Source organism: Bowmanella denitrificans, assembly GCF_002887595.1.
GTDB classification, from domain to species: domain Bacteria; phylum Pseudomonadota; class Gammaproteobacteria; order Enterobacterales; family Alteromonadaceae; genus Bowmanella; species Bowmanella denitrificans.
This window is the reverse complement of the sequence record NZ_PEBU01000001.1, coordinates 640,541-658,795: the sequence shown is the minus strand read 5'-3', so window position 1 is coordinate 658,795 and position 18,255 is coordinate 640,541. Positions and strand designations below refer to the sequence as shown.

At 49.0% G+C, this 18,255-nt stretch carries 21 protein-coding genes; 7 read left to right on the top strand and 14 right to left on the bottom strand.

Features of this window, described 5'->3' with window-relative positions:
• Positions 1-15: 15 nt before the first annotated feature.
• The 4 genes from tssL to tagH form a co-directional block, all read right to left on the bottom strand.
• Entirely contained in the window at positions 16-1,212 is a 1,197-nt protein-coding gene (gene tssL / locus CSR04_RS03055; RefSeq protein WP_281259779.1) for a type VI secretion system protein TssL, long form, read from the bottom strand.
• A 176-nt stretch (positions 1,213-1,388) separates the two neighbouring features.
• A complete protein-coding gene (gene tssK / locus CSR04_RS03050; protein ID WP_102794737.1) occupies positions 1,389-2,711 on the bottom strand; it encodes a type VI secretion system baseplate subunit TssK in 1,323 nt (440 codons plus the stop codon).
• 28 nt (positions 2,712-2,739) lie between these two features.
• Positions 2,740-3,240 carry a type VI secretion system lipoprotein TssJ gene (gene tssJ, locus CSR04_RS03045; protein WP_102794736.1) on the bottom strand — a complete coding sequence of 167 codons (501 nt, stop codon included), beginning with the start codon at positions 3,238-3,240 and terminating at the stop codon, positions 2,740-2,742.
• A 105-nt stretch (positions 3,241-3,345) separates the two neighbouring features.
• The gene (tagH, locus tag CSR04_RS03040; protein ID WP_172449213.1) at positions 3,346-4,563 is read right to left on the bottom strand and encodes a type VI secretion system-associated FHA domain protein TagH; all 1,218 of its coding nucleotides are present in this window, start codon (positions 4,561-4,563) and stop codon (positions 3,346-3,348) included.
• A 249-nt stretch (positions 4,564-4,812) separates the two neighbouring features.
• Between tagH and CSR04_RS03035 the strand changes: the two genes are divergently transcribed.
• Both CSR04_RS03035 and CSR04_RS03030 read left to right on the top strand, forming a co-directional pair.
• A complete protein-coding gene (locus tag CSR04_RS03035; protein WP_102794734.1) occupies positions 4,813-5,187 on the top strand; it encodes an MGMT family protein in 375 nt (124 codons plus the stop codon).
• Between the two features lie 13 nt (positions 5,188-5,200).
• Positions 5,201-5,641, top strand: a complete 441-nt coding sequence (locus CSR04_RS03030; protein ID WP_245921324.1) for a nuclear transport factor 2 family protein — start codon at positions 5,201-5,203, stop codon at positions 5,639-5,641.
• A gap of 1 nt (position 5,642) precedes the next feature.
• Here the strand turns inward: CSR04_RS03030 and CSR04_RS03025 are convergent, their stop codons facing one another.
• From CSR04_RS03025 to CSR04_RS03015, 3 genes are all read right to left on the bottom strand, one after another.
• The gene (locus CSR04_RS03025; RefSeq protein ID WP_102794733.1) at positions 5,643-6,314 is read right to left on the bottom strand and encodes a choice-of-anchor H family protein; all 672 of its coding nucleotides are present in this window, start codon (positions 6,312-6,314) and stop codon (positions 5,643-5,645) included.
• A gap of 189 nt (positions 6,315-6,503) precedes the next feature.
• Positions 6,504-6,785 (bottom strand): helix-turn-helix domain-containing protein, encoded by a 282-nt coding sequence (locus CSR04_RS03020; protein WP_102794732.1) that lies wholly within the window; start codon positions 6,783-6,785, stop codon positions 6,504-6,506.
• 213 nt (positions 6,786-6,998) lie between these two features.
• Positions 6,999-7,862 (bottom strand): YicC/YloC family endoribonuclease, encoded by an 864-nt coding sequence (locus CSR04_RS03015; protein ID WP_102794731.1) that lies wholly within the window; start codon positions 7,860-7,862, stop codon positions 6,999-7,001.
• 192 nt (positions 7,863-8,054) lie between these two features.
• Between CSR04_RS03015 and rph the strand changes: the two genes are divergently transcribed.
• From rph to tusA, 3 genes are read left to right on the top strand one after another with little or no spacing between them, the layout of a single operon-like run.
• Positions 8,055-8,768 (top strand): ribonuclease PH, encoded by a 714-nt coding sequence (gene rph / locus CSR04_RS03010; RefSeq protein ID WP_102794730.1) that lies wholly within the window; start codon positions 8,055-8,057, stop codon positions 8,766-8,768.
• 10 nt (positions 8,769-8,778) lie between these two features.
• Positions 8,779-9,420, top strand: coding sequence for an orotate phosphoribosyltransferase (pyrE, locus tag CSR04_RS03005; protein WP_102794729.1), 642 nt, complete (start codon positions 8,779-8,781; stop codon positions 9,418-9,420).
• Positions 9,410-9,658 (top strand): sulfurtransferase TusA, encoded by a 249-nt coding sequence (gene tusA / locus CSR04_RS03000; RefSeq protein WP_102794728.1) that lies wholly within the window; start codon positions 9,410-9,412, stop codon positions 9,656-9,658. The genes pyrE and tusA overlap by 11 nt, the downstream gene beginning before the upstream one ends.
• Positions 9,659-9,689: 31 nt before the next feature.
• Here tusA and CSR04_RS24870 read toward each other — a convergent pair whose 3' ends face one another.
• The 5 genes from CSR04_RS24870 to CSR04_RS02975 form a co-directional block, all read right to left on the bottom strand.
• A complete protein-coding gene (locus CSR04_RS24870; RefSeq protein ID WP_172449212.1) occupies positions 9,690-9,866 on the bottom strand; it encodes a hypothetical protein in 177 nt (58 codons plus the stop codon).
• A 51-nt stretch (positions 9,867-9,917) separates the two neighbouring features.
• The gene (locus CSR04_RS02990; RefSeq protein ID WP_102794726.1) at positions 9,918-10,382 is read right to left on the bottom strand and encodes a hypothetical protein; all 465 of its coding nucleotides are present in this window, start codon (positions 10,380-10,382) and stop codon (positions 9,918-9,920) included.
• A 120-nt stretch (positions 10,383-10,502) separates the two neighbouring features.
• The gene (locus CSR04_RS02985) at positions 10,503-10,970 is read right to left on the bottom strand and encodes a Dps family protein (RefSeq protein WP_102794725.1); all 468 of its coding nucleotides are present in this window, start codon (positions 10,968-10,970) and stop codon (positions 10,503-10,505) included.
• Between the two features lie 99 nt (positions 10,971-11,069).
• Positions 11,070-12,077 (bottom strand): hypothetical protein, encoded by a 1,008-nt coding sequence (locus CSR04_RS02980; protein ID WP_146027089.1) that lies wholly within the window; start codon positions 12,075-12,077, stop codon positions 11,070-11,072.
• A 128-nt stretch (positions 12,078-12,205) separates the two neighbouring features.
• Entirely contained in the window at positions 12,206-13,489 is a 1,284-nt protein-coding gene (locus tag CSR04_RS02975) for a metal-dependent hydrolase family protein (RefSeq protein ID WP_102794723.1), read from the bottom strand.
• A 310-nt stretch (positions 13,490-13,799) separates the two neighbouring features.
• Here CSR04_RS02975 and CSR04_RS02970 point away from each other — a divergent pair, with 310 nt between their 5' ends.
• Complete coding sequence (locus CSR04_RS02970; RefSeq protein WP_102794722.1) at positions 13,800-15,344, top strand: methyl-accepting chemotaxis protein; 1,545 nt, start codon at positions 13,800-13,802, stop codon at positions 15,342-15,344.
• Positions 15,345-15,358: 14 nt separating this feature from the next.
• Here CSR04_RS02970 and CSR04_RS02965 read toward each other — a convergent pair whose 3' ends face one another.
• Both CSR04_RS02965 and CSR04_RS02960 read right to left on the bottom strand, forming a co-directional pair.
• Positions 15,359-15,895: a DUF1285 domain-containing protein gene (locus CSR04_RS02965; RefSeq protein WP_245921322.1), complete on the bottom strand. Its 537-nt coding sequence runs from the start codon at positions 15,893-15,895 to the stop codon at positions 15,359-15,361.
• A gap of 2 nt (positions 15,896-15,897) precedes the next feature.
• Complete coding sequence (locus CSR04_RS02960) at positions 15,898-16,740, bottom strand: DUF3014 domain-containing protein (protein WP_102794721.1); 843 nt, start codon at positions 16,738-16,740, stop codon at positions 15,898-15,900.
• A 221-nt stretch (positions 16,741-16,961) separates the two neighbouring features.
• Here CSR04_RS02960 and CSR04_RS02955 point away from each other — a divergent pair, with 221 nt between their 5' ends.
• Positions 16,962-18,176, top strand: coding sequence for a sterol desaturase family protein (locus CSR04_RS02955; protein ID WP_102794720.1), 1,215 nt, complete (start codon positions 16,962-16,964; stop codon positions 18,174-18,176).
• The last annotated feature ends 79 nt before the right edge of the window (positions 18,177-18,255 follow it).

Sequence of the window (18,255 nt, the reverse complement as noted above, 5' to 3'; positions counted from 1 at the left end):
TTAGTCCCTGCCCTGTCAGTAGGTGCGAATCAGAATTTCGACACGACGATTTTGTTCACGCCCTTGTGCTGTATTGTTGTCTGCCACAGGCTCGGTGTCGGCCTTACCCTGAGCAACCAAGCGCTCCTTGTGCATGCCGCTTCTTACCAGCACTGCCACCACGGCTCTGGCTCGGTCGTCAGACAGGTGCCAGTTTGAGGGGTAACGTAAGGTGCGGATTTGCTGACTGTCTGAATGCCCGGACACCAGAATGGGGCCAGGTAATTCTTTCAACGTATCAGCCAATTGGCTAAATATGCGTTGATAGGCGGGGGAAACCTCTGCATTGCCTGACGCAAATAATCCCTTATTGTGTACCGTAATCTTGATGCCACCCGGTTCCCGGCTCAGGCTGATCTGGCGGGCGGCGATTTCGTTGCTTAACCGGTTTTGCAGGGGCTGCATTAAGGTCGTGGGGTCAATACCTGGTGTTTCAGGTTCAACAAGAGTATTGCTGTCAGGAATATCCCGGGTCATTTGTGGGATTTCTCTGCCCAGTTGGCCTATTTGGGTAAATGTCTGGTCTGATGCTTCGTTTAATGAGAAGTAAAATCCGATGTAACAGGCGACCAAAACACCGGATAACACCGCGCCCACAACCCACCATGGGATCCATCTGGCAATAGCCGGTCGACCGTCCTGCACGCCTTGCCAGTTGTCTGACAGGTCTGGTTCCGGGGCGGGTTTGATTTGCCGGAGTGTATGGTAAAGACCTGCACGAATTTGTCGAATTGCAGCCTGACCGTTTTCCTGTATGGCAAATTTGCCTTGAAAACCCAGGCTCAGGCAGTGATACATCAACTCTAGTAATGCAATATTGGGAGCGGGATTTTCAGAACGGTTGGCCAGAATCTGGAAGAAACGTTCGCCACCGCGGGTGTCATTATGCAGGGAGCTAAGCAGACTGCTCTGACTCCATTGGCTGGCATGCCCCCAGGGAGTATTAAGCACAATCTCATCCAGAAAGGCGCAGAGAATATAACGGGCTTCGTAGGCAGTATCAGGTGCGACGCCCTGGCCTATGCAAGTCCTTTCATAACTGCGCATTAAGCCGGTTACATGTGTGAGTAAGCCGGGAATGTCACTATGCTGCATCGTATTACGCAGTTGTCTGGCCAGCGAAAAAATCATGGTGGCCGCGTTTATCAGCGTATGTGTTCCTGCGGAGCCCATCATTTGTACTGAGGGTTCGTCTCGGTCAGTTAATGGCGGTGGTTGCACCGGCGGTGGGGCCGGTGCCTGCTGCCGTGTCGCGGGGGGCGGGGAGGAATCCGGCTGCTCGTTGTTTGCTCTGCGCCTTCCGGGCGATGGCATGATTAACGTGCGGTCAAGGTCGTCATTTACCATGATTATTGCCTGATTGCCCAGAAGCCTATTTCCAGGCCTGGATATTGTCCTGCCACATGCAAAGCCAGGTTACCTGAGGCTTCAATATCCTGCCAGGCGCTGGTGGATTTATCCAGTTGGAAGTAGGTTGTTCCGGCGTTAAATGGGATCTGCCTGGGCGCCGCAGGCAGCGGACTGATAGCCACGCCTGGCAGAGATTTATTGATTAATTGAGCGATTTTATCTACTGCGCCAATTTTCATCTGGCCAGGCAGGCCTTGTCTGAGCTTGTCATCTGCTACGTCGGCGCGAACCGCAAAGATAAACATCGCCTTGCGCAACATTTCGCGGTTCCCAATAGATGCGGTTCTAATGCCATACTGGTTGGCGGCACTGAGTTCGATTTGTGTCGCAGCCTGCTCCAATACGGTGCTCATAGCCTGGCGCAGGCTGTTCATCAGCGGCACAAAAGTTTCGCGCAACGCTTCATGACGGTAGGGAGCCAGACCTTCCGGTCTTCTGCTGCGGTTTGTGAACGTTGCCAGCTCCCCTGCCGTTTGCAGTAATTGTTGATAAAGTTGCAGGGGGTGTAAGCAGGGTTGATTCAACATATGATGAATCAGGGGTTCTATACGATTGATGGCCTGCAACAACAAAAAATCTGCTATTTCCGTGCTGCTTCGGCCTGCTCCAGACACTCTTGATGCCAAGCTCTCGGCGCGCTGATGCAACATCGATTCAAGCTCCACCACAAACCCGTGCAAGTTTGGTTGGCAACTGACGTCCAAGCAAGGTGGGATAAAATCTGTATCCAGAATGACATTGCGATCTGCACCGACTTCCAGGACCCGGGCGACGGCCAGGGTTTGAAATGCGTCCATTTGCTTGTTAGTGACCGCCAGATCAAAACGTGGCTGAGCCAATTCTATTTCCGCGTCATTGGCCTGCGATTCTGCGGTATTGCGCACTAAATGCACATATGACAGAAACCTTACATGGCGTTCCTCTTCACTGGTACTGAATTCCTGCCCGGACGCCGTGGTAACCGGGAGGCTGAGATAGACTGTGAGATCACGGCTACCTTCAGGTAAGTCCATGACGGGGGCCTGCCCATCTAAATCAAAGCACAATCCATCGGGTAGGATGCCCCGGCATTGTTTAAATGACAACTTGCCAACTTTTAGTAACTCCTGATCCAGCTTGAGCGCCTGAAATCCCCAAAGATATCCCTGAAGAACCTGGGTACTGGCACGAAGCTGTTCGAGGAAATACCTGTCTTGTTGCTGAAAATGCTGAGGCCTGAGAAACATGCCCTCAGACCAGACTATTCTGTTATTGGATGCCATTCCTTCACCACATAGTTAGCGCACTGGACTACTCAATGTTTAACTGCAACATGTTGCTACCTAACGCTATCTGTATGCTCGAATTAGAGTCAGGCGGCAGCTCTACCACGCGTTTCCATGTGGCGGTGCCAATATCTCTATAAGCAGCAATCAATCCGAGATAACGCGTCTCTTCAGAAAAAATTACCGTTTTTTGCACTTGCTGGCCGGGTTTTAGTTCTAAATCATCATGACGTATATAGTCATTGCCTAACTCACCGGCTGCCTTGTCGTACAAAGAGAAAAAATCAGCACTATTAAAAGCGCTGGGGGAACGAAGTTCGTAATACCGAACCAAAACTGGTGATGGGCGGCCGTTAATATCAGGATTAACGTCTGGCGCTGCGACGAAGGTGATATCTGCCTTGGTGACTACTGAGAAAACATCTTTAACCATAGTACTCGAACCACAGCCTGCCAGTAAAAACAGCAACACTGGCACTACAGTGCGAATGAGTACAGCGAAACACTTATCTCCAACACCTGACATTCTCTCCCTCCTGGTATCTTGTTAAAGCTGCTATTTGATTGTTTTATAAACGTAATGTCATTACTTATAGTTTAAATTCCACGAATGTGCGGGATATTTTCAAGCTCATTGCCGTTGTTTCTTTATCTGTTGTTCATAGGCTTTGGCAAAGTCCCGGCCGAACAGATTTTGTACGTCATCTTCGCCATCCCGGCACAAGGTTTTGTATAACAATACATAGTTGTCCCAATAAGCAGATTTGCGGCTTCCTAATAGTTTCGACACGCCAGAGGATTGCTTGTCAGATTGTTCAATACGCTGTGGGTTGAATGTGTTAAGCAGTGATTGCAGCGCATTCTGCATGCCCGCCAGCATGGCCATCTGGTGAGTCTTCAGGTCTTCGAATGCTTCATCAAACGCGGGTTCTGCCGCCATGTAGCCACTGCCCCTTTTACTGATAAGCGACTGCATTGCTTCTTCAACATTCAGTGAAAACTTCAACGGATTATTTTCTGTAGGTTTTATCATGGTCTGGGCCAGACGAAATTCACCCTTTATGTCTCCCCTGGCGGCTAGCACACCAATCATGCCTTTTGTCATACAGCGAAACAGACTGCCCAATTCGGTCATAAATTGTTGCGGATCCGTGCTCAGCCCTTCAGTTGCAGGCAGGCCTGCGCCGGACAAGAAGGCTTTAATCAAGTCTTCTGTGGGCGCGGCGGCGTTACTGGTAGCCTGCTCGGGTGGGGGCGGCGGCGGTGTGGTGACTTTCTGTGGAGGCTCTGGCGTATCCTGCATGCTCCAGTCTTCGGGAATGCTTATACCAACAGAAGGCGCATCATAGTGGCTTTGTGCCAACTCTGGCATCTCAACGGCTGTCTCTTCATTGTCCGGCATTGATTGTATCTGCGGTTGTAGCAACTGGTGCCAATCCGCTTCTTCATTAACGTCCTGGATGTTTTGCTGGTAAGTTGCGCCATGGTTGTCGGGCATCGAAAAGGCACTTTGGTCTGGTTGTGCGCCTGCTTCAATACCGACACGAATTTCGTAATCACTGATTTTGAAGTGATCGCCATCCTTCAGCTTTACACTGTTTCCCTTGCCTATGGCCTGCAATGACTGATTGAGGAAGACACCGTTAGTGCTTAAATCAAACAGCAGATAGCCATCTGGGCTCTTTTCCACACGGCAGTGCTGCTTCGACAAAATGCGATCTGGGTCGGTCAGGCACCAATCATTACTTCTGTCTCTGCCTATATTGATGCCCCCCGAATCCAGGGATATAGCAGCGGGCTGGGCCGTGCTTTCCTTTTGATAACTGATAATTTCCAGCTTCAACGACAAAATAGGTTCCCCTTACAGAATTCCGTCTTCCATGTGGTATAAACACAGCTTACATTTTGTACCATACCTGTTGCAGCGTTTTTTTTATACAGCGCGAAAATTCCGCACGGAATAAAACTTGGCAGCACCGGATGCGCAGGGCATGATTAACAACACATCTTCCATTGGGTTGATTTTTCACCACTAAACAATAGGTGAATACGTTGTTTTAAACAAATAAAACAGATAGATAGCTTCAAGTGGTAAAAGATGGTCAGTGGCAGCAAAGTTAATAGTAAAAACCATACCAACGCTCTTTATCAACGCATCTGGCAGACAGTACGCCTGATTCCACCAGGCAAAGTCGCTAGCTACGGGCAAATTGCTGATCTTGCCGGACTGCCAGGTCGAGCAAGATTGGTGGGGAAAGCATTAGGTATGGCGGGGGATGAATGGAATTTGCCCTGGTACCGGGTGCTAAGGTCATCTGGCATGATTGCCTTTCCCCCTGGCTCTGTAACTGCAAACGAGCAGCGCGCACAGTTGCTCAGTGAAGGCATTGTGGTCAAAAACAACAGGGTAAGATTAAAAGACGTGCAGTGGCGACCAGACCTGGCTGAGTTGCTGTTTGCGCTGGAGTTTTAAAGGAGACGGATTTATGTTCCGACGTTTAACAGGGGTTTTGTTGGCCTGTCTGGTGTGTATGCTGTCTGTTGAAGTTGAGGCGGCTGATGAGCAAAGCGAGATTAAGGCGCTACTTGATGATTTTCTGATTGGTGCCAGCGAAAATAATCCGGCGGCGCATAATAAATTCTGGGCAGAAGATCTGGTATATACCAGTTCAGCCGGAGAGCGCTTCGGTAAGGCTGAATTGATGGCCGAGCTTGATCAAGAAAAGCAAAATTCGGAACGGGTCGATTATTCAGCACAAGGGGTTAACATCAGGCTTTACGGAAATGTCGCTGTTGTGACCTTTAAACTGGTCGGGCACCAAAACAACCAGTACCGCTATTATTTAAACAGCGGCACACTGGTGAAACGATTTGGGCAATGGAAAGTGGTTAACTGGCAGGCAACCCATGCGTCATCTTCTTCCTGAGCTAGCCGCGTTTGAATCTGTAACAGCAAAGTAATGCCAGCGGAATTAGACTTAGCAGACCAGTGGAGCCTCCGCTGGTTTCCCTGACAACTACCACCTGGTTGTATTCATAGTCTCGGCTTTCCAGAGGTAAATACAGCAAGTCTTCATCATCGAAACTGTCATACACTGCAACCAATTCATTCCGGTCAGCGTCATATAGCTCGATCAAAATTTCATAGTCATTGTCGGCAAAGCCCTCCAACAGCTCGGTACTGACCTCGAAAAAGTCATCACTGCTCTGGCCGTTTACAAAAAAGTCGGATGTGCTGTGATATTCACGAAAGCTGTCATTTTTTCCCAAATATAACCTGGCATAAACTGGAGCTTGAGCAAAGTGGCTGTCAACGTCAATAGACAGGGTGAATCCACTGTAGAATCCGTCGCGGTCAGTATCTTTGTTAAGTTCTATCCAAGCGTCGTATATCCAGAAATCCCCTGAATCGGTTGTCTGAGGTCGTTTGCTTAACTGCTTCGCTGGCAAGCTGTCTTTTTCGCTGCTATGCAAACTGCTGGTGCTGCGCATGGCGCGCTTTTCATTTAATTGCCGTTCTTCTGAAGATGCTTTCCAGGCTTCAGCGGCCTGAAGATTTACCCCAAACAGCAGACAAAATATGCATAATACTGTTCTCATCTGTATTCTCCATTAGCAGGATACAGACAGTCTGGTGGCGCATGGGTGAACTTTGCCTGAACTTTCCTTAATTGAAACTGAAGTACGTTTTGTGTGCTATTTTATGAAAGTGATTGTTCACTATTTGTTCGTTGGTTTGAACAAGAGAGGTCGTATCAACTTAGACAACGGCATGACCTGAGTCATTATTTAGTCTTTTACTATTGGAATAAGACCAGCCTGCAAGCCAAATGGTTGGAATGCCGCATTAAATACCAGGAAAGTCGGGCTACTGAGATCTTGCTCTAGGTCCGACAATGTTCTTCTGCTGATACCTGTCAATGCCGCATACTCAACCTGACTCATTTCCAGTATGTCTTTGCGAAGAATTTTTAATATTTGTCCGGCACTGAGTTCCTGCCGCTGATATGCAGAGAGTAATTCTCTGATCAACTCACCATGTTTTTCATGTGCAAAAATATTCTCATTCATCTTAAAGTCGCATTCTCACACTGAGTTTCAGACCTGTCTTCTTTGCGCTCTTCTATACAGTTAAATATGAGCTCTGTTACAGTTGAACCTTAAATATTTGCGCAAAAATTTACTCAACGAAATCTGAGATATACTCGGTCTCATATACAGCATCTACGGTGATATAGTCGTTATCAATGGTCATGAGATGCGAAAATAATTGCGCAAAACTGTTTATTCAATATTTTGGATTTGCTCGCGCATCTGCTCAATAAGCACCTTTAATTCCACTGCCGACTGAGTGATTTCTGCATTGATGGATTTAGATGCCAGGGTATTAGACTCACGGTTAAACTCCTGCATCATAAAATCCAGACGCCGACCACAGGCACCACCTTTGTGCAAAATTTTGCGCGTTTCACTGACGTGTGAGTCCAGTCTGTCCAGTTCTTCGGCGACGTCTAAACGCTGGGCAAGTAGGATCATTTCCTGCTCTAGTCGACCTGCCTCCAATTCTATCTTGGCTTCCGCAAACTTGTTATTGATCCGGTCTCTCTGCCATTCCAAAACGGCTGGCATGGCTTCTCTGATGGTAGTTACTTCTGACTCGATAGCGGACAATCTCTGCTCGATAAGTGAGCGCAGATTTTCTCCTTCCGCCGCTCTGGCCCGCAGCATCTCCGCCAGGCAAGTATCAAATGCTTGCAGCATCTCACTTTGAATAGCATCCATATCTGCTTCTTCTGCGCTAATCACACCGGGCCACCTGAGTACGTCAAAGGGGTTTACTCCGGTAGACTGGCCATGAGACTGTACCCAGTCAGCTGCTTCCATCAGTTGTCTTGCCAGGTTTTCGTTCAGAGTCACTTTACCGACGGCCGCGTCATTGGCTACAAAGCGCAAGGCACATTCTACTTTGCCTCTTTGCAGTGCTTTGCGGAATCTTTCCCGTAATACCGGCTCAAGGCCGCGAAATTGTTCAGGCAGACGAAAATAGCTTTCAAGATAGCGTTGATTGACGGAGCGAATCTCCCACACCGCACTACCCCATTGAGCCTTATGTTCTACTCGGGCGAAGGCCGTCATACTGTGTATCATGCTAATAATCCTGAACGTTGTGTTGCCGTCAGTATAACCTAACTGGATCTGATGCTGAACCAATCACTTAGCGGAGGAGCATGCTGAGCCTGTGAGCTCTGGCTTAGCCGAGGGCTGTTTCTTTGATTTATGCAGATGTACATGACACATTGGGCTATAATGCCGGCCAGTTAAGCGCCAGAGGAAAACAATATGCGTCCAAGCGGAAGAACCGCCAATCAAATTCGCCCGGTTACTATTACCCGACAATTCACCTGCCATGCTGAAGGCTCTGTACTGATTGAGTTCGGCAATACCAAGGTGATTTGTAACGCTTCTGTCGAAGAAGGTGTACCCCGCTTTATGAAAGGCCAGGGTAAAGGTTGGATCACCGCTGAATACAGCATGTTACCGCGTTCCACTCATACCCGCAGTGACCGTGAGGCTGCCAGGGGAAAGCAAGGCGGACGCACTCTGGAAATCCAGCGTTTGATTGCCCGCTCACTCCGCGCAGCCGTGGATTTAAGCTTGCTTGGTGAAAACACTATTTTGTTGGATTGCGATGTGATTCAGGCTGATGGTGGCACGCGTACGGCATCCATAACAGGTGCTTGTGTGGCACTTGCCGATGCACTGACCTGGATGCGCGCCAAAGGAATGATTAAAGCCAATCCGATGAAATATATGGTCGCTGCTGTTTCTGTGGGGGTATACAAGGGCAATCCGGTGGCCGATCTGGAGTATATTGAGGATTCTGCCGCCGAGACTGATATGAATGTGGTGATGACAGATTCCGGTAAGCTCATCGAGGTACAAGGGACAGCCGAAGAAGAGCCTTTCAGCTTCGATGAAATGCAGGAAATGATGGAACTGGCTAAGCATGCGCTACGTGAAATTTTCGATATCCAAAGAGCGGCGTTGAACTGAGGATTGAGGCATGCAGGATTATCAAAAAGACTTTATCGAGTTTGCCCTGGACCGGCAGGTACTCAAATTCGGACAGTTTAAGCTGAAGTCAGGGCGAACCAGCCCCTACTTCTTTAATGCGGGTTTATTTAATACCGGCCGTGATCTGGCAAAGCTGGGACAGTTCTATGCTGCCGCGCTGGTAAACGCCAATGTGGACTACGATGTTATTTTCGGTCCGGCCTACAAAGGTATCCCAATCGCCACTACCACAGCGGTTGCCCTGGCAGATAAGCACAACATAGATAAGCCATATTGTTTTAACCGCAAGGAAGCCAAGGATCACGGTGAGGGCGGCAATCTGGTTGGCAGTCCTCTGCAAGGTAATATCATGCTGGTGGACGATGTTATCACCGCTGGTACTGCTATCCGCGAATCCATGCAGCTTATCCAGGCTAACCATGCCAGTCTGGCTGGTGTACTGATTGCTCTGGACCGTCAGGAGAAGGGACAGGGCGAGCTCTCTGCTATCCAGGAAGTTGAACGGGACTTTGCTACTAAGGTGATTGCCATTATCAGCTTGCGGGACCTTATCAGTTACCTGCAGGACAAACCCGAAATGGCAGAGCATCTGCAGCAAATTCAGGCATACCGGCAGGCTTATGGCATCTGATTTTGAGCAGGCCGATCAGCAACTGGACACCCTGGGGTTGCGCTGCCCAGAGCCTGTCATGATGGTGCGCCTGGCAATTCGGAAAATGCAGAATGGGCAGACTATTCTAGTGGTGGCGGATGACCCGGCCACCACCAGGGATATTCCCAGCTTTTGTCGATTTATGGACCATCAATTGTTGAAGGCTGACACAAACAGCTCACCCTATCGCTATCTGATTCAAAAAGGGCTTGGTTAATAATGTGGCTGAGAGGTCCTGATATAGTCAGTTAGTTTGCACTTACATTCATGTTTGTGCAGTCAATTAAAAGTCTTTTCAGAGCCGCCGCAGATTGGCTATCTCCACAGCGTAAGTCTTCTACGTGCAATTGGTGATGGCTGATCAGTTTTTCCAGCACATCCTTGCGGATCTTCAGACTCAGAAAGTCAGTATTTTCATTTATCACAGCTATTCTCCTTTGCCGGGAACCTAAATGGATCTTCATATGCATTGCCATCTAGTGAAGAAAGGCCCGGGATTGCCGGGGTGCTGGCTTACTGATATTTTGCAACGGTGTCTGATTGAGTTGCTCGGTCAGTCTGTCTTTAAGCAAGGTTATGCAGCGTCGTAGCCTGGGATAATCGCTATCCGGTTTCTGATATTTTTCGGTCAGCCTCAGCAGGCATTGTCTATACACCCGCAAACCCAGTTGAGGCTGACTGAGCTGACAATAGGTATCCGCTAACAACATGGCGGCAGAGGTTAACTCCGTGGCTGCCACCTGGGCGTCTACCTCAGGACAATCCAGCAATAGTTCTGCCGTTTCGTAGGCACATCCCAGATAGGGTAAAGCTTGCCGCCATGCTCCTTGCTGACGGAGATAACCACCACTGTGCATACATTGTTGCAAATGTGCCAATGCAGCCTGAGGGCTGGATGCTAACCAGGAGCGATGATAAGAACAGAGGAATTGGTCGTACATGCAGAACTCCATGAGTAATCATTTATGGTCACTCACAAAATAATGCAACTGAGAATGAATATCAATAACAAATGTTAATGAGATGGAAATGGCAGGTGCGGCGCACCTGCCTGCTCTGAGTTATTGCATGGCTCTGAGCATCCATGCGGTTTTTTCATGGATTCTCATACGGTCTGAAACCAGTGCGGCGGTGGACTCGTCATCCCCTTCCTGTGCCAGTTTCAGTACTTCCCGGCAGGTCTTAACAACCTGCTCATGGCTTTTATTCAGGATCTTCACCATGTCAGACGCGGCAGGAACATCTTCAACTTCCTCGATTGAACTTAATGAGGCAAAGGCTTTGTAAGTACCAGGTGCAACCACACCCAGAGTACGAATACGTTCGGCTATGTCGTCCACTGCTACAGCCAATTCGGTATAATGTTCTTCAAACATTAAATGCAGTTCACGGAATTGCGGACCAGTCACATTCCAATGGAAATTATGGGTCTGCAAATACAGGGTGTAGGAATCGGCTAACAGTCGTTTGAGGCCAGTAGCGATATCCAATCTGTCCTGAGTAGCGATCCCAATATCTATATTACTCATACTTTTTCTCCGGTTTGCTGTAAGCCTGACTATAGGATTAGGGCAAACCTCTCTCAGTTCAAGGGTGGTTTGCCAATCGAGTTAATCGATTTTTGGAATCTATGGCTTTCTCAGCTTAGCCATAAAGGCCGACTCACCCGGAATTGCCATTTGCGGTAAGGCTTCCTTAACAAAATTCATGGCTAAGTCTGAAGGAAATGTCGTGGTAAATCTGACGATTTTATCCTGCTGTATAAAGAAAAAATAAGATGCATAAAAGGGTTCTGTATCCCTACTGACAATGCTGGCATCAAGATAATATCCCTGAAACTGCTTACTTTGCTGGGTCCAGTCCAGAATTTTGTCCTGACTCATCGTCAGGGGAGGCAGGTTATGCTGTTTGGCAAAGTCACTCAGGTTACCCCTTAATTTAGCCGTTTCCTCTTCTATGATGGCAGGGGTATTACTGAGATCGCTGGATGGAATGGGATAAACACTGACTTCAATTCGGTCACTGCTATAGGCGGGATCCTTGTAAGTCAGGATAGAGCCCTGGAATGGATCATTGTAGGTTAGCCTGTGGCTGAGCTGAAAATTTGCTACCTTGGCCGGTGCCTGCAGGTCCTTTTCATAGTTGTCTGATTCCAGCGCACCGGCCAGATAACCGGAACTGAACACCTTGTCCTGCAGCATATCTGCTATTAACAGCCTGACTATCTTTGCGCTGGCCTCAGTTGTGTCAACCTTGTATTCATAACGGTGCAGTAGAATGCCACGCCACGCCAGGATTAATTCGGCTCGCACTTTGTGATCTTCAATCTGGGCACTGGATAGCAACAACTCATAGTCTGCTCCAGCTTCCAGGGTGATCAGTGGAAATAATCCGCTGTCAGCCAATCTGCTCTGCAGCTGTGTAAGCTCAAGGGTACCGGCCTGACAGTCTGCATGCTGGCGCTTTTGTTGCTGATCACACCATGACTCAAGACGATTTCCCGGTAATTGATTAAATAGCCCGATGGCGGGAAAATTAACCTGTGCAGAGAGAGCGGGAATAACCTCATCACGGTTTGCAGCACAGCCGCCAAGCAAGACAAGAAGCCAGGCTGCAGGGAATAATCTGATTAGCATGTTAAAGCTCAGTAAATGTCAGGTTATAAATGGTCGACGAACGGCCCCTAGTGTAAGGTGTGGCTAAGATTTCACCTAGCGAAACTTTTGTTAACCTTTTCGAACATCCCTGTCCTGCAAACACTAACTTATAGATGCTTGATGACTTCACCGTCTTTCATAACAAATTGAATATTGGACATCATCCCAATATCCGTCAGGGGATCGCCTGCAACGGCAACCAGGTCGGCAAGCTTGCCTTTTTCCACCGTGCCCAGTTGCTCTGATACTCCCAGGAGTTCTGCACCGTGGAACGTAGCTGACCTTATTGCTTCGATGGCAGGCATACCCGCTTCCACCATCAGGGCAAACTCGCGACCATTATCGCCGTGAGCAGATACGCCGGAGTCCGTGCCAAACGCAATTTTTACACCAGCCTTGTAGGCTCGCGAAAAAGTTTCCTTAATCAAAGGGCCGATGGCCGCCGCTTTAGGTCGCACCAATGCGGGGAAAAAGCCGTCGATCTTGGCTTTTTGTGCCACCCATTCACCGGCCATCACGGTAGGAACATAATAAGTACCGTGTTTCTTCATCAGGCTGATAACTTCCTTATCCATATAAGTGCCATGTTCAATGGAATCGACGCCAGCCAGAATCGCGCGTTTCATCCCTTCTTTTCCGTGCGCGTGTACCGCGACTTTCATGCCGTAGTCTTTTGCTGTTGCGACAATCGCATTCAGCTCGTCTTGCATAAACTGGGGGTTCTGGCCACTTTTCGCGACGCTTAAAACCCCGCCTGTGGCGGTAATCTTTATCAGGTCAGCACCGTCTTTATAACGCTGGCGTACTGCCTGACGAGCCTCTGCCTCACCGTTGATTACACCGTCATTTGGGCCTGGGTCGCCCATTAGTGCTTTGGAGCGGCCGTTGGTTGGATCTGCATGTCCGCCTGTGGTGGCGATAGACTTAGCTGCGGTGTAAATTCTTGGGCCTGGCACCAAGCCATTGTTAATGGCGTTACGCAAAGCTACGGTCTCGTTATACCCATCGCCCAGATTTCTTACAGTGGTAAAGCCGGCATCCAGAGTCTTCTTGGCGAAATATACGCCTTTTAACGCATAGTCGGCTTCATTTAGCGTGAAACGCTCCATGTAGGAACCGGGGCCCTGTTGTGAACTCAGATGGGTGTGCATATCCATCAGGCCTGGCATCAGTGTGCTGTTGCGTAAGTCAATTAATTGGTCGTCCTCGGCAGGTGGTTGGTAACCCGCCTTAACATCGATAATCTGGTTACCCTCAACTATGATCGTCATGTTTTTCTGTGCTTTGTTGTCTGCCGCGGATATGAGCTGTCCGGCATGGATATAGGTGGCCGCCGCAGCTTGCCCGCACAGGCATGCTGCACAGATCAGCCAAAGATGTTTTATTTTCATTCTGTTTCCTTGGTCTTATGTTGGTTGGCTTGACCACCTTAGTGCAGAAAGCCAATGACAGCAAAGGCTTTACCTCAAGACATGACATCAAGGTTGTGCGCTGCTGCAAGCCTATTTGGCGGATCTTGAGGCAACCCTGAAGTATGTTTGCCCATACTAAAATGCGACAAAATGGCTAAACCAAACGGCCAGTTGCCGGAAAGTTATATGATTTTCATGAGGTGATACTAAATGGCTAATTTCAATCATATTTTTGCTATTATCAGGGGTTGAAGATGGCCGTTCACCCAGTGACCAATAGGAATTTATCATGCGCCGCAACCAAACCGTCATAAACGAAGAAATTCAATACCAGGCTAACGAAGAGCTGGTGTCGACCACAGATTTACGCGGTGTGATCACCTATGCCAATAGTGCCTTCTGTCGGGTTGCGGGGTATGAGCTGGATGAATTGCTGGGCAAAAATCATAATCTGGTGCGCCACCCTGATATGCCCAAACAAGCCTTTGCCGATCTCTGGAATAGTTTGAAGAAGGGGCAAGCCTGGCGCGGTATGGTCAAAAACCTGTGCAAAGATGGGCGTTATTATTGGGTGGATGCTTATGTCACCCCAATCTACGAAGGCAATCAGGTCGTGGGCTATCAGTCTGTCCGGGTTAAACCAGATAGAAGCCTGGTGGCAAGAGCAAGCCAGGCCTACGCACAAATACAAGCGGGTAAGTTCAACAGCAGAGAATTAGCCGGGGTACAGAAATACAGTCTGGCAGCCTTGTTGAGCATCGTTGCAATGGCTGTGGGCTTTTGGTCCGGTGGCTGGATCGCAGGACTAACCATTCCGGCATTATTGGCGCTGCTGGCCTGGTTATTTAAGGCCGAGCTTATTAGCCTGCCACAAGCCGCTCAGCAATTACGTGCCGAGTACGACAGTGTGAGTCGCTATATATACAGTGGTAAGGGTACACAAAGCCATCTTGAGTTCCATCTTGGCTTGATGAAAGCCAGGTTGCGTACAGTATTAGGGCGTATGCAGGATGCATCCAGAGGGTTATCCGGTGTCGCCAATGAAACAGCCAGTGCCGCGCATACAACGGCATCAGGCCTTGAGCAGCAGAAATTTGAAGTGCAGCAGATTGCTACCGCTATTACCGAAATGGCTGCCACCAGTCAGGAAATTGCCCGTAATACCGTAGATACCTCTGCCAAGGTAAAACAAGCCAATCAGCAATGTGGGCGAGCCAGAGACAGCGTTGAACACAGTAAGGACAAAATCGGCAGCCTGGCCAAAGTCGTTGAACAAGCGGCTTCCTCTGCTGGTCAATTGGTAACCGAGGCCGACAAAGTGGCCAATGTGATGGGCGAAATTGAGGCTATTGCTGAGCAAACCAATTTGCTTGCCTTGAATGCCGCTATTGAAGCTGCCAGGGCCGGTGAAAGTGGACGTGGCTTTTCTGTGGTGGCTGATGAAGTCAGGGCTTTGTCTACTCGTACTCAGACTTCGACTGCCAATATACACAACAGTCTGAAAGCCATGCGTCAGACACTGCAGCAATGGGTATCAAGTATGGAAAAGAGTCGAGAGCATGCCATGGACTGTGTTGAAGATGCCAATGAGTCAGCCAAAGCTATCAGCGACATTTACCAGATGATCGCCGAAGTGGCTGATTACTCAGCACAAATTGCCACTGCGTCGGAACAGCAGGAAAAAGTGTGTGAAGAAATCAGTCGCAATATAGGTAACATCACACAGGTGGCGGATGACAATACCCAGGTCGCTCAGTCGATGGAACAAAGCTCCGCTACGCTGCGTAGCAATATTGACGGTATTGCTGCCATGATAAAAACCTTCGGTCACTGAGCCCGAAACGGCGGCTACAAAGTCCCCAGACTGAATCGGTAGTCGCCACTTTGCACTATTAAATGGTTTTGCCCTTCCTGTTGGATGGGCTTTCCCAATTCCACCAACTGATAAAACACATTTTGATGTAGTCTGGCGTACAGGTTTCTGCGCACCAGCATATAGGGCAATCGCTCCCCACTGACACGATCTACCATCAGTTCAACCGGGTGCGAAAAGTCGACCGGGTATGATTCATCCACGTTGGTTGTAAATACCAACTGGTTGTTGATTTGATGCCAGGCAGTGACCAGAAAAGGCACGTCAGCCACTTGTATGCCCAGTTTTTCCACTGGCGTTACCAGGAAGTAATTGTCCTGCTCGCGTTTTAAAACCCTTGAGAGCAGCTTTACCAAAGCAATACGTCCTATGGGTGATCCCTGGTAGTGCCAACTGCCATTGTGACGTATTTCCAGTGGCATTTCCCCGCAATAAGCCGGGTGCCAATCCTCAACCGGCGGCAAGGCCACATTGTCTTGCGCCAGTTGAGATTGAAGCCGTTGCAGGTCCAACGTTATTGCTGCGCCAGGGCGTCTCGGATTTCCCGTAATTTGGCTTTAATCAACCGCATATTTTCCGGACCGGTACGCAATAACTGTTTTTGTGGTGCCGACAGCGATTCCAGGCGTTCATCTGTGTACTTGTACATCACGCTGTCAGTACTTACTTCTACTGGAACAGGTACCTCGGGGGTGTCCAGAAGGTGATTGATGGCTTCCTCCAGTACGCCGTCAAAGTCTGAGCTGCTATCGCCTACCTCAGCAAATATTTCGTTGATAGCGGGCTTATAGACTTCATACAACGCCAGTAATTGCTCGGTTTCCATACTTTCCAGCGCTTCCACATAAGGGGTATAGCGTTTGTAACTGGCGGTGTCGATCCACTCTTTACCGGCCTGGCGGTAAACACGGAATTCTTGTTGTGGCGGCTGCAACACTCTGTGACTGGGGGCAACTTCTTTGTTGGCCAGATTGTTACTGAACACCACAAAGCGCCTTAGCAGGTCGTCATCCACAATCAGACGCGCCAGTGCTTCATAACTGCCGGTTTCAAGCACGGCGGTTTTGACCGCACCATCACTGACATCTAATGGCTCTGCCGGTTCGGGTTCTGGTGCTGGTGTGGGCTCCGGCCTTTCCACCGGCTCCGCTGGCATCTCAGGCTCTGGAACTATGTCTGGCTCGGGTTGCGGTTGGGGTTGTTGAACCTCCGGTTTGGGCAGCGGCTTAGGTTGTTCTACCGGGGCTTTCGCGCCGGATTGCCAGAAAAACAGTGCGGCCAGGGCGATCAACAAGACGCCGCCAATAAGGGCATAGGGAAGCAGGGAATTCTTCTTCGTTGATTCTGAATCAGCCATACAGGGTCCACCTTCTTTGCTGCTAAGTCTGTATAAGGTACTCAATTGATTGCAGGATTTCATCCTTATAGCTAAATCATCCCGCATTTATATCGACAGGCCAATCTGGCAATTGGTTTCATTCTGACACGCTGGACAGTATAAATAAGCTTGGATAAACTGGTCGGACAAGATTCTGTTAACCTTATTTTTACATTTCTGGCCGCTGACCGGGGTGCCCAATGAGTTATGTGCTGCTGGCGATACCTTTCTTTTTTTTGTTAATCGGCCTTGAGCTTATCGCTGAAAAAGTGCGCGGCACTCAGTATTACCGTGTTAATGACGCCATTAACAGCCTGAGTGCCGGGGTGTTGAGCCGGGTAACCGGCCTGGTTCATAAGCTGATACCTTTTACCATTTATGCCCTTGTGTACAAACATATCGCCTTGTTTTCCCTGCCGGAGGCCACTTGGGTTTGGGTATTTGCCTTTGTTTTTTATGATTTCTGCTACTACTGGAATCATCGGCTGGGCCATGAAATGAATATTCTGTGGGCAGCCCATGTGGTTCATCACTCCAGTGAGGAATACAACCTGACTACGGCGCTGAGGCAGAGCAGCAGCAGTTTGTTCAGTTGGGTGTTTTATCTGCCGATGGCGGTACTGGGAATCGACCCTGTAGTGATGATTAGTGTTGGCTCACTCAATCTTATCTATCAGTTTTGGGTGCATACCCGACATATACCCAAGTTAGGCTGGTTGGAATGGATATTGGTTACGCCTTCTAATCACCGGGTGCATCATGCCCAGAATCAAATCTATATTGATCGCAACTATGGTGGCGTGTTTATTGTTTGGGACAGGCTGTTTGGATCGTTTCAGGAAGAGTTGGACGAAGAGCCACCATTGTTTGGTATTCGTAAGGCACTGCACAGCTGGAATCCGCTTTGGGCGAACGTGCATGTATACCATCAATTGGCCCGGGATTGCTGGCATGCCCGGCGTTGGCAGGACAAGTTACTTGTCTGGTTTAAACGCACTGGTTGGCGTCCAGCCGATGTGGAAGCTCGTTTCCCCTTACCCAAAGCAGACTTAAGCCGATTCAAAAAGTACGATCCACCACTTAGCACATCTGCAAAGTGGTATTGCCTGATACAACATGGTCTGACCATAGTGATTGCGCTGATGCTGCTGTTGTCTCTCAGTCAACTGTCTGGCTGGCAACCCTGGGCAATTATGCTGTTTGTGATGTTTTCCTCAGTCAGCCTGGGCGCGCTGATGGACAATCGTGAGTCGGCGTTTTGGCTGGAATTGGGCAAAAACCTGTTGGTGTTGATGGGGGCTATTTTATCTGCCTTACCCGCCTGGCTGGCGGCTCTGCTGATTAGCGGAACGCTGATCAGTATGGTGATGTTGTGGTTTGTACGCATGGTAAATCCCCTGCCGGCTGTGGAGTAACGCCACATCAACATTAGTAAAGGGCTTGTGTAAAGGAGCGGCTTTACGCCGCTCTATTAGCTTATAACCAGACGGACTT